Here is a 15,158-nt window from a genome sequence, read left to right as displayed (position 1 = left end):
GTCGGCGCGCTACACCCAGCCCGCGTCGTGGGCGAGGATGGCCGCCTGCACGCGGTTGGTCATGGCGAGTTTGGACAGGATGCGGCTGACGTGGGCCTTGACGGTGGCTTCGCGCATGCCCAGTTCGCGGCCGACCTCGGCGTTGGACATGCCGCGGGCGATCGCGATGAGGACGTCCCGCTCGCGGTCGCTGAGCACCTCCAGCCGCTTGGCGGCGACCGGGGCCTCGTCGGAGGCCGGTGCGGCGAAGCGCTCCAGCATGCGCTTGGTGACGCTGGGGGCGAGCATGGCGTTGCCCTCGTCGATGGTGCGCACGGCCGTGATGAGGTCGCGCGGCGGGGTGTCCTTGAGAAGGAAGCCCACGGCCCCGGCGCGAAGCGCCCGGTGCACGTACTCGTCCAGATCGAAGGTGGTGAGGAGGACGACCTTGGGCGGGTTGGGCAGGGCCGCCAGTTCCGTGGCGGCGGTCAGGCCGTCGACGCCGGGCATGCGGATGTCGAGCAGCACGACGTCGGGCTGGAGTCCGCGGGCCAGCCGAACCGCCTCGGCGCCGTCGGATCCCTCCCCGACGACCTCGATGTCGTCGGCCGAGTCCAGGATCATCTTCAGGCCCGAGCGGACCAGCTGCTCGTCATCGATCAGTATCGTGCGGATCACCCGCGTCGTCCCCCGTCTCTTCAGGCACATGCGCCCCCACAGGCAAGATAGCGCGTACCTGCCACCCGCCGTCCGGATACGGGCCCGCTGACAGGCTGCCACCGGCCAGCGCGACGCGCTCGCGCAGCCCCGCGAGACCATAGCCGCTGCTGGGCGGGGGTTCCGGTCGCGGTCCGGTGACGGGGCCGGGGGGTTCGTTCGTGACCGCGATCTCCAGATCGTCGTCACCGTAGTCCATGCGGACCACCACCGCGCCGCCCGGCGCGTGCTTGCCCGCGTTCGTCAGTGCCTCCTGCACCGTCCGGAAGGCGGTGCGCTCCAGCTGGGCGGGGAGGGCGCGCGGGGAGCCGGTCGTGCGCCAGTCGATCGCCATTCCGGCGGCCCGCCAATCGGAGATCAGCCGGGCGAGGTCGGAGAGGACGGGCTGCGGGGCGGTGGGGGCCTCGGAGGCGGGGTCGTCGCGCAGGACGCCGAGGATCTCGCGGAGTTCCGACAGGGCCTCGCGGCCGGTGCTGCGGATCAGCCCGGCGGTCTCGATGGTCCTGTCGTCGGTGGCAGACACCTCCAGGCCACCGGCGTGCAAGACCATCAGGCTGACCCGGTGGGCCACGACGTCGTGCATCTCGCGGGCGATGCGGGTGCGCTCGGCCGAGATGGCGCGGTCGGCCATGAGGTGCTGTTCGCGCTCCAGCCGCTCGGCCCGTTCCTTCAGGTTTTCGATGAGCTGGCGGCGGGTGCCCACCCACAGCCCGGCGGTGAGGGGGAGCGCGATGAACACGATCCACACACTCACCGTCATGAACACGGTTCCGGTGGTGAACGAGTAGGCCACCGGCGGACCGATCACCATGACCAGGGTCCAGCTGGCAAGCTTCTTCCGGTCGGAGAACCAGGCGGCATAGGAGTAGAGCGCGATCGCGATCGGAATCGGGTTGCCGAACAGGAAGATCATGATCGCCGCGGCCGTCAGCAGCCAGTGGGGGCGTGTTCGGCGGAACAGGATCGTGCCCGCGGTCGCGGTGGGGAAGACGAAGCCCGCCAGGCCCAGGGCCACCACCTGGAGCGGCCATGCCGCGGATCCGTCGAGCAGTCCCGTCAAGGGGGCGGTCAGCCCTACGAGCCCCACGTCCGGGGCAAGGGTGAACACGATGATCCACGGCCAGAGGGCGATCGCGTAGAACCAGTCGGCGAACCGGTAGCGGCGTCTCCACCACCAGCCCCAGATCCGCACCGGCCGCTCCCCGAAGGCGACCCGCAGCTTCTCTTCCTCTCCATGGAACATGTGCCGGAGTCTATGGCGCGCTCAGCAGCGGTTCTTCGCCAGGTCAGCGGCGTTTTCCACCCGGTGGGCGAAAGTCGGTTTCCGGGTGTTCGCGCAGCTCAGGTGGGTTGAGACGGGTGTGCTCGGTCCGGTCGCGGGCGGGGCGGCACCGACGAAAGTCGGTACGCGGCACCCGACGAAGGCGTCGTCGGCGTCCGCACGCCGTACTTTCGGCCATCGGAAAGATCGGCTCTCCGGCCGAGGAATCGGCCACCTGCGCGGACCTAGCGTTATCAGCGTTGCCGCGAGCCGTGCACCCGCTCGCGGTAGTCATCCGATCCCACCGAGTTTCAGGAGAACCGACCGTGAGCGAGAGCGCCGCATTGGCCACGCCGCACCAAGAACACCCCCAGGCCCCACCGGTGGTGATCGCCCGAGGCCTGTCGAAGGTGTATGGGAGTGGGGACTCGGCGGTCAGGGCCCTGGACAACGTCACCGTGGAGTTCACCCGCGGCGCCTTCACCGCGATCATGGGCCCCTCCGGCTCGGGCAAATCCACCCTCATGCACGCCCTAGCCGGCCTGGACACCGTCACGTCGGGCACCGTCCACCTCGGCCGCACCGACCTCACCCAACTCAAAGACAAACAACTCACCCTGCTCCGACGCGACCGCATCGGCTTCATCTTCCAGTCCTTCAACCTGCTGCCCATGCTCACCGCCCAGCAGAACATCCTCCTACCCGCCCAGATCGCCAAACGCGACACCGACCAGGCCCGCCTGGACCACATCATCAACGTCGTCGGCCTCCAGGACCGCCTGGACCACCTGCCCTCCAAACTCTCCGGCGGCCAGCAGCAGCGCGTGGCCGTGGCCCGCGCCCTGCTCGGCGCCCCCGAGGTCGTCTACGCCGACGAGCCCACCGGCAACCTCGACTCCCGCTCCGGCGCCGAAGTCCTGGCCTTCCTGCGCGACTCGGCCCGCGAGCTGAACCAGACCATCGTGATGGTCACCCACGACCCGGTGGCCGCCTCCTACGCCGACCGGGTCGTCTTCCTGCGCGACGGGCGCCTGGTCGACGAGGTCCACTCCCCCAGCGCCGAGGCCGTGCTGGACCGGCTCGTGAAGCTGGAGGCCTGAACCCGCCATGCTGCGCACCACCCTGGCCGGCCTGCGCCTGCACAAGGCCCGCCTGATCACCACCGCCCTAGCCATCATCCTCGGCGTCATGTTCGTCTCCGGCACCCTCGTCTTCACGGGGACCCTCAAGGAGGGCTTCAGCACCCAGGTCATGGGGTCTGCTGACAAGTTCTCCGCGATCGTGGAACCGGAGGACACCGGCGCCGCCCCCGACTCCGACCCCAAGCTGCTGCCGAGCTCGACCCTGGACGACATTCGGGACTTGCCCGAGGTCGCCAAGGCCGACGGCATCATCAAGGCCGACGCCCCGCTGCTCGACAAGGACGGTCGCGCCGTCGGCTCCTTCCCGACACTGGGCATGTCGGTGAGCGACGCGACCCGCTACTCGGCCACCGAGGGCCGCCTGCCCAAGGCCGCCGACGAGGTCGCGCTGGCCACCAACACGGCCTCCGAGACCGGCTACGAGGTCGGCGACAAGGTCACGGTGCTCGACCCGGACGGGAAGAAGCACACCTTCACCGTGACCGGCCTGATCGACTTCGGGATCGACCAGGAGCTGGCCTTCATGGGCGTCGTCGCGTTCGTGCCGACGACCGCGGCGGAGATGACCGGTGTCTCGGACTTCACCGAGATCGACGTCGTCGGCGCCGAAGGCACCGCGGACACCGCCGTCGCCTCCGCCGTCGAGAAGGTCGCGGGCAGCGACTCCGAGGTCATGACCGGGCAGAAGAAGGGCGAGGAGCTGGCCGAGAGTGCCGGTGCCCAGGCCGACGTCATGGCGACCGCCCTTATGCTCTTCGCGCTGATCTCGGTGTTCGTGGCCGGGATCGTCATCTACAACACCTTCGCCATCCTCATCGCCCAGCGCCAGCGTGAAATGGCCCTGCTGCGCTGCGTCGGCGCCCAGCGCGGGCAGGTGTTCCGCAGCGTGCTGACCGAAGCGCTGATCGTCGGCCTGGTGGCCTCCGCCCTGGGGGTGGGCGCCGGTATTGGCGCGGGATACGGCGCCTACCTGCTGGGCGGCCAGGCCCTCGGCGTCGAGGGCGCTTCGGCGTCGCTCGTGGTCAGCCCGACCGCGGTGATCGTCGGCATGCTCGTCGGGACTCTGATGACACTGTTCGCGGCGCTGGTGCCCGCGCTGCGCGCCACCCGCGTCCCGCCGCTGGCGGCCCTGCGCACCAGCGCGGTGGCGCACGGCCTGGACAAGGGCGTCGGGTGGAAGCGCATCGCCGGTGCCGCGGTGTTCTTCCTGGCCTCCGCCGGACTGGTCACCATGGCGCTGCGCGGTGCCCAGGGCCAGACCGGCCTGGTCCTGACCGCGGTGGCGGGGATCCTCGCCTTCATCGGCGTCGTGATCATCGGCCCGCTGCTGGTCCGCGCCATCGTGAGCGTCGTGGGGATCCCGATGCGCAAGGTCGGGGTGCCCAGCATGCTGGCCGCCGACAACGCCCGGCGCAGCCCCAAGCGCGCCTCCACCGCCATGATCGCGCTCACTGTCGGAGCGACGCTCATCACCGGCTACTCCGTCGTCAGCGCGTCGGTCTCCAAGACGATGACCGAGATGATGGAGAAGCAGTTCCCGGTGGACTACCAGATCTCCCGGCAGCTCAGCATGGACGCGGAGGAGGGCAAGGGCGTTCCGGACTCCGTCGCCGATCGCCTGGAGGAGTCCTCGAAGATCGAGTCGGTCATCGCCGAGCGCTCCACGTTCCAGGAGAACGGGGGCGAGTCCACCCGGGTCGCCGCCTACTTCGGTGGCAAGGTCGGCAGCGACGTCACCGCCGACGTGAAGTCCGGAGACCTGGCCGACCTGGGGCCCGGCAAGGCCGCGCTGTCGGCGGACATGGTGTCCGGCGGCCTCGGCGTGGGCGACACCTACACGCTGGAGACCGAGAAGGGCGAGCGCTCCTTCGAGATCGTCGCGGTCACCGAGGATTCGGCCCAGATGTGGGGCGTGATCCTCGACGGGAAGGACTTCGCCGCGGACTTCCCCGGGATCACGGACTACCGGCAGGTCTCGGTGAAGGGCGTCGACGGCGCCGAAGCGGACGAGGTGCGCGACGCGGTCTACTCCGTGGTTGATGACGACCCGACGCTTCAGGTCACGTCGCTGTCCCAGATGAAGAAGCAGTTCGACGACATGCTCGACATGGCGTTCCTCGCCATCGCGGCCATGCTCGGCCTCGCGATCCTGATCGCGGTGTTCGGCATCGCCAACACCATGGCGCTGTCGGTGCTGGAGCGCACCCGCGAGTCGGCGCTGCTGCGGGCGCTGGGGCTGTCCCGGGGACAGCTGCGCAGGATGCTCAGCCTGGAGGCGGTCCTGCTCTGCCTGATCGGCGCGGGTGTGGGCATCGGGCTCGGTGTGCTCTTCGGCTGGGCCGCGGGCGCGTCCGCCATGCGGGGGATGCTCTTCGCCCTTCCCGCCGGGCAGATCGCGGTGTTCATCGCTGTCGCGGTGGTCGCCGGGCTGCTCGCCTCGGTGCTGCCGGGCCGCAAGGCCGCGCAGACGTCGATCACCGGGGCGCTCGCCAGCGAGTAGCCCCGACCGGTGACGCGGGGCCGTTTCACCGGGCGGCCCACGCGACACACCGGAGGCGCGGACGGTTCCCTACCTCGGGGGCCGTCCGCGCCGTAGTGTTTCCGGCGGGGGTGAGCCGCATGGGCGGAGTGGGGCCAGGTCGGGTCGCCGCCGGGGAGGTCGCCTGGGGCACACCGGCGGGACGGTGGATCCTGGCCGCGACCGTCCTGGGCTCGGGGATGGCGTTCCTCGACTCCACGGTCGTCAACGTCGCGCTCCCGGACATCGGCGCCGACCTGGACACGGGCGTGTCGGGCCTGCAGTGGATCGCCAACGGCTACATGATCACGCTCTCGGCGCTGATCCTGCTCAGCGGGTCGCTGAGCGACCGGTTCGGCCGGGTCCGGCTGTTCTCCCTCGGTGTGGCCTGGTTCGCCGTGGCCTCCGCGCTGTGCACGGTCGCACCCGACCTGTCCTGGCTGATCGCGGGGCGCGTGCTGCAGGGGGTGGGCGGCGCCATGCTGACGCCCGGCAGCCTCGCCATCATCCAGGCGGGGTTCCGCCGCGAGGACCGGGCGCGGGCGATCGGCGCGTGGTCGGGGCTGACCGGTGTGGCCGCGGCGGCCGGACCGTTCGTCGGCGGCTGGCTGGTGGACACCGGCTCGTGGCGGCTGATCTTCCTGATCAACCTGCCGCTGGCCGTGGTGGTGCTGCTGATCGCCTGGCGCTTTCTGCCCGAGTCGCGCGATGAAGCGGCGTCGGACCGGCTGGACTTTCCCGGCGCGGTGCTGGGCGTGGTGGGCTTGGCCGGGATCACCTACGCGCTGATCGAATCGGGGGCGGCGCGGGCGCCGGTGGCGGCGGTCGCGGCCAGCGCCCTGGTCGGTGTCGCGGCACTGGCGGCCTTCCTCGTGGCCGAGCTGCGCGGTGCCCATCCGATGCTGCCGCTGGACATCTTCTCCTCAGTACGGTTCAGCGTGACCAACGCGGTGACGGTGGTGGTCTACGGCGCGCTGGGGCCGTTGTTGTTCCTCCTGGTCATCTACCTGCAGGAGGTGCGCGGATACTCGGCGGTCGCGGCGGGCGCCTCGGCGCTGCCGATCACTGTGCTGATGCTCCTGCTCTCCGGCCGCTCCGGGAAACTGGCCGAGCGCATCGGGCCGCGCCCGCAGCTGACCGTCGGCCCGCTGTTGGTGGCCGCCGGGATGCTCCTGCTGGCACGGCTGGGCGAACCGGAGCCTGAAAGCGCGGCGTCGCTGGCCGACTATGCCACGGGCGTGCTGCCTGGGGTGCTGCTGATCGGGCTGGGGCTGTCCACGGCGGTGGCGCCGCTGACGGCGACGGTGCTGGCCGCGGCCCCCGAACGACATGCCGGGGTGGCGTCGGGCGTCAACAACACGCTGGCGCGCGGCGCCCAGCTGATGGGTGTCGCGGCCGTCCCCGTGCTGGCCGGAGTCACCGGCGCGGGCGGCATCGCGTCCGGGTTCGGCCCGGCGATGCTGATCCTGGCCGCGCTGAGTGCGCTCGGGGCGCTGCTCGCCCTCGTGCTGCTCCGTGAGCCGTCGGCTCCGGCACTCGAACGCAGCTTCTGCGACGTGTCCGGGCCGCCGATGAGCCGCTGCCCGGGGTCGACCGCGGGCGGGAGGTCACAGGGGCGCGGCTGATCACCGACGCCCAGGGAGTCGTCGTTTACCCGTGAAACCTCGCTGAGGGAAGGGGGCGGCCCTATCCGGAACGGGAGGATGGCACCCTCAACGTATGGGAGTGGGACACCGCACTGTTGCCGCCGACCCGGTCATCGCCTTCGCGGGCGGGGGACCCAGCGCCGCTCTGGCGGTGATCGCGCTGCTGCGCGCCACCACGTGGCTGCGCCTGGGCTACGAGGTCGTGCTCCTAGACGAACACGGCCGCCACGCGCGCGGGGCCTCCTGCTCGGCGGTCGACGGCCGGCGGCTCGACGCACCGGTCCGCGCCCTGTCCGCCTTCCCCGACCGCCCGGCCCACCTGCTGGAATGGGCCCGAGAAACCGGGGTGCGATGTGGCCCCGACACCCACCTGCCCTGCCGGGTCTACGGCGACTACCTTGCCGCGACCCTCGCGCGGACCGCCGACTGGGCTTGGCCGCACGCCGCGGTCCACCAGCGCACGGCCCGGGTCGCGACAGTCGAGGCCGAGCCGGAGGGGGCGGTGCTGCACCTCGTCGGTAGTCGGCGGCCGCCCGCCGGAGCCGATCCGGGGTCCGCCGACCGAGAGCGGCTGCGCGTGGCCGCCGCCGTGGTGGCCACCGGTGACCCGCGGGTCGACGCACCGCCGCCGATCAGCGGCGTGCCCGCGCCGTCGACCGAGCCGGGACTGGTCAGCTGCCCGCGCGGCGCCCTGATCACCGCCTCGGGCGGCCCGTCCCGGTGCATGTTCGTGCTCGGCCCGGCCCGGCGAGGAGACCGGGCCGATTCCCTGCCGCACATTCGCGATCAGGCGGAACGTCTCGCTGACCTGATCACGGACACGGTCTTGCGGGGGCGCCGCGCCCGTGTGCGGGGCTCGGCGAGGGACGGCGGGTAGCGCACGGGCGGGGTCAGTCCTCCTGGTGGAGGGCGATGAGGTTGCCGCAGGTGTCGTCGAACACGGTGTAGGTCACCGGACCCTCCCTGGTCGGCTCCATGATGAACTGCACGCCCAGGTCGCGCATGCGCTCGTACTCGGCGTGCAGGTCGTCCGTGGCGAACGACTGCACGGGGATCCCGGCGTCCAGCATCGCGTGCTGGTACTCCCGGGCGATCTTGCTGCCCCCGGGCTCCAGGACCAGTTGCACACCATCGGGCTCGGCAGGCGAGACGACGGTCAGCCACCGGGCATCGCCGTAGGGGACGTCGAACTTCTTCCTGAAGCGCAGCACGTTGGTGTAGAAGTCCAGCGCCCTGTCTTGGTCGGTGACATAGATGCCGGTCAAATTGATCTTGATCATGGGTGGCGTCCTGCGGGAGTGGGTGTGGACTCAACGACTGAGGCTGAGTCTGACACCTCCCGGTGACATGACCGGCGGACGGACACGCACCGGGGCCCGGATCGCCCTGCACAGCCCGAGCTGCGATCGACCGACACGCACCGGGATCGTGCGAGCCGCTACTTCCCTCGGGCGTCGCGCTCGTACCTGCGCAGCCGGAAGGGGCGCAGCGCGGACTCGACCTGGACGGCCAAGTCCATCTTGCTGGACCCCTCCTGCCGGTCCTCGAAGTGGATCGGGATCTCCACCATCTTCTGCCCGCGCCGGTAGGCGCGGAAGTGCATCTCCACCTGGAAGCTGTAGCCGCTGCTGTGGATGCTCGGCAGGTCCAGCGCCTCCAACGCCTCGCGGCGCCAGAGCTTGAACCCGGCCGTGACGTCGCGGATGGGCATCGCCAGGATCGTCTTGACGTAGGCGTTGGCCCACCCGCTGAGCAGGCGGCGGCGCAGGTCCCAGTGCTCGGAGAGACTCCCGCCGGGAACATAGCGGCTGCCGATCACCACCCCGGCACCGGTGGACAGCAGGGTGCCCAGCAGCTGCGGGAGGTAGCCCGGCGGATGGCTCAGATCGGCGTCCATCTGGGCGACGAAGTCGGCGCCGTCCTCCAGCGCCCTGGTCATCCCGGCGACGTACGCGCGCCCGAGGCCGTCCTTGGCGGTGCGGTGCACGACCGAGATGCGCGGCGCGCCCCCGCTCAGCTGCCCGTGGTCGGCGGCCAGCTTGTCGGCGATCTCCCCGGTGCCGTCGGGGGAGTTGTCGTCCACGATCACCAGCCGCAGCTCCGGCAGGTCGAGCGCGAAGACCCGCTCGACCAGGACGGGGAGGTTGTCGGCCTCGTTGTAGGTCGGGACGACAACCGTCACCCGCGCCTGTGACCACGGCTCGGGGAGTGTCACGGGAATCGGCATACAGCGTGCTCCAGGGGATGACGATCGGACAGGCCGGCGCGGGGAGCAGCCCACACGCGGGTAGCCGGTAGCGTACGCCCTCATGCGGCCGCGGCGCTGCCCGTGCCCACCCTCACTGTCCAGTATCGGCCTTTCGGCCCCGGGCCGCCAGCGACCTGGGATCATGCCCGGCGAGCGCCTCGGTCTCCGGGGCCGGGATCCGTCGGCCCCGCAGGAGCGTCCGGAACCCTGGGGCCGCTACTCGCCCCGGTCGACCTCCAACACCGCGACGTGCACCAGGGTGCCCATGTCCTCCAGCGTCATCAGGACTTCGGGGTCGGCGTGGTTGTCGGTGATGAGGTGAGCGATGTTCTCCGGCGGCACCGTCTGGACCATGGTGTCGGCGCCGACCTTGGTGTGGTCGGCCAGCACGATGACCTCCTCCGCGCAGGCCACCAGCGCCCGGTCGGTGCTGCCCACGGCCGGGTTGGGGGTGCTCAGCCCCCGCTCGGCGGTGACGCCGTTGCCGGAGACGAACGCACGGTGCACCCGCAGCCCGGCCAGCGACTGCTCGGCGGCGGTACCCACGAGCGCGAGCGTCTTGGCGCGCAGGCTCCCGCCGGTCATCACCACCTCCACCCCGGGTGCGCCGGCCAGGACCTCGGCGACAGGCAGCGAGTTGGTCACCACCGTCAGGTTCCGCCGCCCGACGATCTCGCGGGCCAGCGCCTCTGTCGTGCTCCCAGGGCCGAGCACGATCGCGTCGTCGTCCTGTACCAGCCGCGCGGCGGCCGACGCGATGGCGAGCTTCTCCGGGGCGGACGTGCCCGACCGCTGCGTGTAGCTCGGCTCGTGGCCGAGCCGTCCGGGCAGCGCGGCCCCACCGCGCCGCCGGTCGATCAGGCCCTCGGCCTCCAGCACGCGGATGTCGCGGCGCACGGTGACCTCGGAGGCGCGGACCTGGGAGGCGATGTCACGCAAGGCCATCGTCCCGTTGGCGCGCACCAGCTCCAGGATCCGCTCCCGGCGCTCCGCCGCGAACGCGGGCTTGGTCTCGTCGGTCATCCGTGTGCCCCCCTGATCGCGCCGGTCCATCGGCTCGATCATAGAGCGGGATCAGCAGCGGCGCCGTCAGCCGATGTGCACCCCGTGGGCGTCGAACGACCGGTTGATCTCCTCGTCATCGGCTTGGTCGTCATCGCTCACGTCGCCCGAACCGGCCAACAGCGCCGTCATGAACAGGCCGACGAGGAGAGCGAACATGGCGAGAGACCCGATTCCGAACATCAGCATGATGGACACGGGGCCTCCTAAGGGGGACGGACCGGCGCCCCGACTCCCGGTGACGTGAGGCGCATCACCGTGCGCCAGGGTCTGGGAAACGGATTCCCAGCCCGGATCGGAATTACACATCCCCACCCTGGCCGCATCCGGCGTTCGGACCTCACCGCCCTCCGCGCAGCGCACCGGCCACTGCGGCCACGAGCAAAGCGAGGAGTGCGGGCACCGCCAGTGCGACGGCGAGACCGGAAAAGTGGGCGATGGCGCCGATCAGTACCGGTCCGCTGAGCAGGCCGACGTATCCCGCCGCGGCGACCATGCCCAGGTTGCGCCCGGCGCGCAGCGGGTCGAGCGCGGCCGCCGCGGTGAAGACCTGCGGGACGATGCCCGACAGCCCCGCTCCCATCAGTCCGAATCCGGTCACGGCCAGCCACGGCACGGGAACGAGCAGGGCCACCCCCAGCCCGGCCGCGGCCAGCATCCCACCGCCGCGCACCACGGCCACGGGGCCGAACCTGCCGCTCAGGCGGTCGCTGACCAGCCGCCCGGCGGCCATCGTCGCCGAGAAGACGGCGAACCCGACCGCCGCGACCGCCGGGGAGGCGCCGCGCGTGTCGTGCAGGTACACGCTGGACCAGTCAAGAGCGGAGCCCTCGGCGAGGAAGGCGCCGAAGGCGACGACACCGAACACCAGGACCCGCGGTGCGAGCCGGGCCCGTCGGTCGGGTCCCGGCACCGCGGTCCCCCCGCCGCCCGCCGCCGATGGCCTGGCGTCGTGTGGGGTGGTGCTGGCGGCGTCGCGCCCGGGAAGCAGTCCCCGGCGCACGGCCACGGACAGCGCGACCGTGGTCAGCGCGACAGCCCAGAAGTGGGCCGTGGCCCCGACCTCCGCCCGGGCCGCCAGAGCGCCGAGACCGGCTCCGGCGAATCCGCCGAAGGAGAAGGCCGCGTGAAAAGAGGCCATGATGGGACGACCGTAACGACGCTCGACCCGGGCGGCGTGCACATTCATCGGGACGTCGATCATGCCGTGCCCGGCGCCCACTGCGAACAGCGCACCAAAGAGGACCGGGAGCGAGTCGGCGTAGCCCGGAACGACCAGCGCGAGGCCGCCGCCAACCGCGGCCGGGAGCACGATGGCCGCGCTGCCGAAGCGGTCGGTCATGCGACCGGCGACCTGCATGGCGGCCAGCGCACCGATGGCCAGACCGAGCAGGCCGACACTGAGCCGGCCGTCGTCCAGTCCGGTCTGCGCCTTGACCGCGGGGACGCGGGCCGCCCACGACGCGATGATGACTCCGGCGACGAAGAAGTAGACCGCCACGGCACGGCGGGCGCGGCGCACCCGCGGGTCAGGGCGCCCCGGCCGGTGAGGAGGCTCGGTCGTGCCCCGCAGGGTGAGGGAGGATCGGTCGGGCCCTGTGGTGTCGGGGGAGGGCGTGCTAGGCATGGATGACCGTCACTCCCGCTGCCCGGATCTCGGCCACGATGTCGTCGGGGGCGTCGGTATCGGTGACCAGGGTGTCGATGGCGGTCACCGGGCCGACGTGGCCCATGGTCACCTGGCCGAGCTTGGTGGAGTCGGCCGCCATGACGGTGCGCTGGGCCGAGCGCATGGCGGCGCGTTTGACCGCGACATCGCCCAGGTCGTGGGCGGTGATCCCGTCGGTGACGGTGAGGCCGCAGCAGCCCAGCACGGTGACGTCGAAGCGCACCGCGTCCAGGGATGCCTCGGTCAGTGGGCCGTGCAGGTTGAGTTCATCGGGGCGGACCTCGCCTCCGGCCAGCAGCACCTTGGTCTCCCGGCTCGCGCTGAGCACCTGGGCGGCCTGCAGGCCCAGCGGCATGGCGGTGATCGGCCGTCCGGCCAGGACACGGGCGACCTCGGTGGCGGTGGTGCCGCCGTCGATGGCGACCGCGTTGCCGGGGCCGATCAGCTCGCCGACGGCGGCGGCGATGCGCTTCTTGGCCGCGGCCGCCTGGCGCTCGCGCAGGGTGTAGGGGGGTTCCTGGCCGCGCGGGACCAGGCTGACGGCGCCGCCCCGCACTCGCCGCAGCACGCCCTGGGCGGCGAGCTGGTCGAGGTCGCGGCGGATGGTCATCTCGGAGTGCTCGGTGAGCTCGGCGAGTTCCACCACGCTCACCTCGCCCGCGTCCCGTAGGCGGGCGACGATCAGGTCGGTTCTGTCGGCACTGTCCATGGTGGTAATTCAAACACAGTTGGTGTTTGTTTTTCCATGTTTCAAGCACGATCCATGTTCGAACAGACAGCACACCCGCGTGTGTTGCGTGACGGGAGACCCGACAGAATGGGGAGGTGACTCAGCTGACGTGTGAGGTGTGGTGGGCGGACCCGGCCCAGGCACACGCCGGACTCCTCGACCTGCTCGACGACCAGGAACGCGCCCGGCACGCGCGGTTCCGGCTGGCGGCCGACCGCGACCGCTTCGTCGTGGCCCACGCCTTGGCGCGACTCGTCTGCGCGCAGCGGGCCGGGTGCGCGCCGGAGGACGTGCGGTTCACCCTGCACTGCAGGAACTGCGAGCTGCGCCGCGAACCCCGCACCGATCCGCACGGCAAGCCGCGCCCCGCCGGGCCGGCGCTCGGTCTGGAGATCTCGATCAGCCACTCCGGCGACCGCGTCGTGCTCGCCGTGGCCGACGGCATCGAGCTGGGCGTCGACGTCGAGGCGGTCGCGGAGGGCCGCGACATCGACGGCCTGGCCTCCTACACGCTCACCGGCGACGAACTCGCGGTGTGGCGCGCACTGCCGGCAGCGCAGCGGACCCCCGGCTTCTTCCGCTACTGGGCGCGCAAGGAGGCCCTGCTCAAGGCGACCGGGGACGGGCTCTCCGGGGGCCTGGGCACGGTCGGTGTCACCGGGCCGGACGATGCGGCGCGGCTGGTCGCCTGGGACGCGCCCGACGCCCCCACCGACGTCTGGCTGACCGACCTCGACGCCGGAACGGACTACCGCGCCGCCCTCGCGGCGCTGGCCCCCGGTCCCATCGGCGTCACCACCCGCGAGGCCGGTCCGCTGTTGCGTTCCCGCTAGGGACGGCGCGCTGGCCGGATGTGGTCAGGCGGCCAGCGCCAGTGCGACACCGAAGGCGGTGAGGGCGACGCCGCTGCCCAGTTCGATGCCCTGGCGGACCCGGCGGCGGCGCAGGAACGCGCTCAGCCGCGTGATCGACGTGATGTAGATGAGCCACCAGAGGACCGTCATCCCCACGACGATGGAGCCGAGCACCGCCGTCTGCGCGGTGGCGTTGGCCTGGGAGTCGATGAACTGCGGCAGCGCGGTGAGGAAGAACGCGAGCGGCTTCGGGTTCAGCACGTTGTTGAGCAGGCCCTGCCAGAACGGCGCGCCGCCCTGGCCCGCCGCCGCGCCGTCGCCTGTCTCGGTCGGGTCGCCCGCGGCCTCGGCCAGCGTTCCCGAGCGCCAGGCCCGCCAGAGCCGCACCAGCGCGCTGGTGCCCAGGTAGACGAGGTAGGCGGCGCCCGCGAGGCGGAGCACGAGCAGGATGGTCGGGTTCGACGCGACGAGCACGGTCAGCCCCGCTACGGCCAGCGCGGCCCAGGCCGCCATGCCCAGCGCGCTTCCCGCGGCCGTCGCGAATCCGGTGCGGCGCCCTCCGGCCAGGGTGTTGCGGGTGACCAGGACGAAGTCGGGCCCCGGAAGGACCACGATCAACACCGTGGTGAGCGTGAAGAGGAGCAGGTGCTCTGGCTGCGGCATATCGGATCCCTCCCATCGAGCGAGCTGCGTCACCGCCGTGGCCCGCAACACGACGAAACGACCGGGGTGAACCCGGTCGTTTCACGGAAACAACAGCTCAATTATGAAGACTCTTCGGGCATATTGGCAAACTGCCGTGATAAATTCGGTCCATGAACGAAAACATGCGACTTGATTCGACCGACCTGGAGATTCTGCGGGTCCTGCAGAACAATGCACGGATCACCAACCGCGAACTCGCCGCCACCGTGGGCATCGCTGCCTCCACCTGCCTCGACCGCGTCAACCGGATGCGCGAGAACGGCGTCATCCTCGGCTACCGACTCCAGGTCGCACCGGAGGCCCTCGGGCGGCCCATCCAGGCGTTCCTCACCATCCGCGCCCAGCACCGCCGGGAACTGCTCACCGCCCTGGCCGAGCACATCCGCTCACAGCCCGAGACCCGCGCCCTCTACCACCTGGCCGGGCGCGACGACTTCCTGGTCCTCGTGGCCGCCGAGAGCGTCGCCGACCTGCAGCGGCTCGTTATCGACGAGCTCACCGGGCGCCCCGAGATCAACCAGGTGCAGACGACCCTGGTGTTCCAGGAGTGGGAAGGCGGGCCGCTGCTCCCGCCCGACGGGCAGCGGTAGCAGGACGGCCGGGGTGGGTGATCGGCCTCACCCCCGC

Annotated in this window: 15 protein-coding genes; 6 read left to right on the top strand and 9 right to left on the bottom strand. The window is 71.4% G+C overall.

Annotation, left to right across the window (positions count from 1 at the left end):
• Positions 1-9: 9 nt before the first annotated feature.
• On the bottom strand, positions 10-657 hold the full coding sequence (locus CDO52_RS17590; RefSeq protein ID WP_017618333.1) for a response regulator: 648 nt from the start codon (positions 655-657) through the stop codon (positions 10-12).
• Positions 632-1,939: a sensor histidine kinase gene (locus CDO52_RS17585; RefSeq protein ID WP_017618334.1), complete on the bottom strand. Its 1,308-nt coding sequence runs from the start codon at positions 1,937-1,939 to the stop codon at positions 632-634. The genes CDO52_RS17590 and CDO52_RS17585 overlap by 26 nt, the downstream gene beginning before the upstream one ends.
• Positions 1,940-2,283: 344 nt before the next feature.
• Between CDO52_RS17585 and CDO52_RS17580 the strand changes: the two genes are divergently transcribed.
• The 4 genes from CDO52_RS17580 to CDO52_RS17565 all read left to right on the top strand — a co-directional run bounded on the left by CDO52_RS17580 (position 2,284) and on the right by CDO52_RS17565 (position 8,140).
• Entirely contained in the window at positions 2,284-3,057 is a 774-nt protein-coding gene (locus tag CDO52_RS17580) for an ABC transporter ATP-binding protein (RefSeq protein ID WP_198345750.1), read from the top strand.
• 7 nt (positions 3,058-3,064) lie between these two features.
• Positions 3,065-5,599: an ABC transporter permease gene (locus CDO52_RS17575; RefSeq protein ID WP_094932542.1), complete on the top strand. Its 2,535-nt coding sequence runs from the start codon at positions 3,065-3,067 to the stop codon at positions 5,597-5,599.
• Between the two features lie 119 nt (positions 5,600-5,718).
• Positions 5,719-7,242: an MFS transporter gene (locus CDO52_RS17570; RefSeq protein ID WP_094932541.1), complete on the top strand. Its 1,524-nt coding sequence runs from the start codon at positions 5,719-5,721 to the stop codon at positions 7,240-7,242.
• A gap of 94 nt (positions 7,243-7,336) precedes the next feature.
• A complete protein-coding gene (locus CDO52_RS17565) occupies positions 7,337-8,140 on the top strand; it encodes an FAD/NAD(P)-binding protein (protein ID WP_094932540.1) in 804 nt (267 codons plus the stop codon).
• A 13-nt stretch (positions 8,141-8,153) separates the two neighbouring features.
• On the opposite strand, the gene CDO52_RS17560 is transcribed toward CDO52_RS17565, so the two are convergent.
• From CDO52_RS17560 to CDO52_RS17540, 6 genes are all read right to left on the bottom strand, one after another.
• Positions 8,154-8,543 carry a VOC family protein gene (locus CDO52_RS17560; RefSeq protein ID WP_017618031.1) on the bottom strand — a complete coding sequence of 130 codons (390 nt, stop codon included), beginning with the start codon at positions 8,541-8,543 and terminating at the stop codon, positions 8,154-8,156.
• Positions 8,544-8,701: 158 nt separating this feature from the next.
• The gene (locus tag CDO52_RS17555) at positions 8,702-9,490 is read right to left on the bottom strand and encodes a polyprenol monophosphomannose synthase (RefSeq protein WP_017618030.1); all 789 of its coding nucleotides are present in this window, start codon (positions 9,488-9,490) and stop codon (positions 8,702-8,704) included.
• 237 nt (positions 9,491-9,727) lie between these two features.
• On the bottom strand, positions 9,728-10,534 hold the full coding sequence (locus CDO52_RS17550) for a DeoR/GlpR family DNA-binding transcription regulator (RefSeq protein WP_026125669.1): 807 nt from the start codon (positions 10,532-10,534) through the stop codon (positions 9,728-9,730).
• A gap of 66 nt (positions 10,535-10,600) precedes the next feature.
• Positions 10,601-10,771 (bottom strand): hypothetical protein, encoded by a 171-nt coding sequence (locus CDO52_RS27665; protein ID WP_017618028.1) that lies wholly within the window; start codon positions 10,769-10,771, stop codon positions 10,601-10,603.
• Between the two features lie 142 nt (positions 10,772-10,913).
• The gene (locus CDO52_RS17545; protein ID WP_083919787.1) at positions 10,914-12,200 is read right to left on the bottom strand and encodes an MFS transporter; all 1,287 of its coding nucleotides are present in this window, start codon (positions 12,198-12,200) and stop codon (positions 10,914-10,916) included.
• Positions 12,193-12,951, bottom strand: coding sequence for a DeoR/GlpR family DNA-binding transcription regulator (locus CDO52_RS17540; RefSeq protein ID WP_017618026.1), 759 nt, complete (start codon positions 12,949-12,951; stop codon positions 12,193-12,195). The genes CDO52_RS17545 and CDO52_RS17540 overlap by 8 nt, the downstream gene beginning before the upstream one ends.
• A gap of 116 nt (positions 12,952-13,067) precedes the next feature.
• Here CDO52_RS17540 and CDO52_RS17535 point away from each other — a divergent pair, with 116 nt between their 5' ends.
• Positions 13,068-13,805: a 4'-phosphopantetheinyl transferase family protein gene (locus CDO52_RS17535; protein WP_232524241.1), complete on the top strand. Its 738-nt coding sequence runs from the start codon at positions 13,068-13,070 to the stop codon at positions 13,803-13,805.
• Between the two features lie 24 nt (positions 13,806-13,829).
• Here CDO52_RS17535 and CDO52_RS17530 read toward each other — a convergent pair whose 3' ends face one another.
• Positions 13,830-14,489 (bottom strand): LysE family translocator, encoded by a 660-nt coding sequence (locus CDO52_RS17530; protein ID WP_017618024.1) that lies wholly within the window; start codon positions 14,487-14,489, stop codon positions 13,830-13,832.
• 152 nt (positions 14,490-14,641) lie between these two features.
• Here CDO52_RS17530 and CDO52_RS17525 point away from each other — a divergent pair, with 152 nt between their 5' ends.
• Positions 14,642-15,121 (top strand): Lrp/AsnC family transcriptional regulator, encoded by a 480-nt coding sequence (locus tag CDO52_RS17525; RefSeq protein WP_026125668.1) that lies wholly within the window; start codon positions 14,642-14,644, stop codon positions 15,119-15,121.
• Positions 15,122-15,158: the final 37 nt, after the last annotated feature.

It is taken from the genome of Nocardiopsis gilva YIM 90087 (genome assembly GCF_002263495.1).
In the GTDB taxonomy this organism is placed as follows: domain Bacteria; phylum Actinomycetota; class Actinomycetes; order Streptosporangiales; family Streptosporangiaceae; genus Nocardiopsis_C; species Nocardiopsis_C gilva.
The sequence above is the reverse complement of the archived record's forward strand: the minus strand, read 5'-3'. Positions and strand labels throughout refer to the sequence as shown.

What these genes read in the sequence shown, in the direction of transcription:
- CDO52_RS17585 (WP_017618334.1), bottom strand. Translation starts at nt 1,939, where the DNA reads ATGTTCCATGGAGAGGAAGAGAAGCTGCGGGTCGCCTTCGGGGAGCGG.
- CDO52_RS17575 (WP_094932542.1), top strand. Translation starts at nt 3,065, where the DNA reads ATGCTGCGCACCACCCTGGCCGGCCTGCGCCTGCACAAGGCCCGCCTG.
- CDO52_RS17570 (WP_094932541.1), top strand. Translation starts at nt 5,719, where the DNA reads ATGGGCGGAGTGGGGCCAGGTCGGGTCGCCGCCGGGGAGGTCGCCTGG.
- CDO52_RS17565 (WP_094932540.1), top strand. Translation starts at nt 7,337, where the DNA reads ATGGGAGTGGGACACCGCACTGTTGCCGCCGACCCGGTCATCGCCTTC.
- CDO52_RS17560 (WP_017618031.1), bottom strand. Translation starts at nt 8,543, where the DNA reads ATGATCAAGATCAATTTGACCGGCATCTATGTCACCGACCAAGACAGG.
- CDO52_RS17555 (WP_017618030.1), bottom strand. Translation starts at nt 9,490, where the DNA reads ATGCCGATTCCCGTGACACTCCCCGAGCCGTGGTCACAGGCGCGGGTG.
- CDO52_RS17550 (WP_026125669.1), bottom strand. Translation starts at nt 10,534, where the DNA reads ATGACCGACGAGACCAAGCCCGCGTTCGCGGCGGAGCGCCGGGAGCGG.
- CDO52_RS17545 (WP_083919787.1), bottom strand. Translation starts at nt 12,200, where the DNA reads ATGCCTAGCACGCCCTCCCCCGACACCACAGGGCCCGACCGATCCTCC.
- CDO52_RS17540 (WP_017618026.1), bottom strand. Translation starts at nt 12,951, where the DNA reads ATGGACAGTGCCGACAGAACCGACCTGATCGTCGCCCGCCTACGGGAC.
- CDO52_RS17530 (WP_017618024.1), bottom strand. Translation starts at nt 14,489, where the DNA reads ATGCCGCAGCCAGAGCACCTGCTCCTCTTCACGCTCACCACGGTGTTG.
- CDO52_RS17525 (WP_026125668.1), top strand. Translation starts at nt 14,642, where the DNA reads ATGAACGAAAACATGCGACTTGATTCGACCGACCTGGAGATTCTGCGG.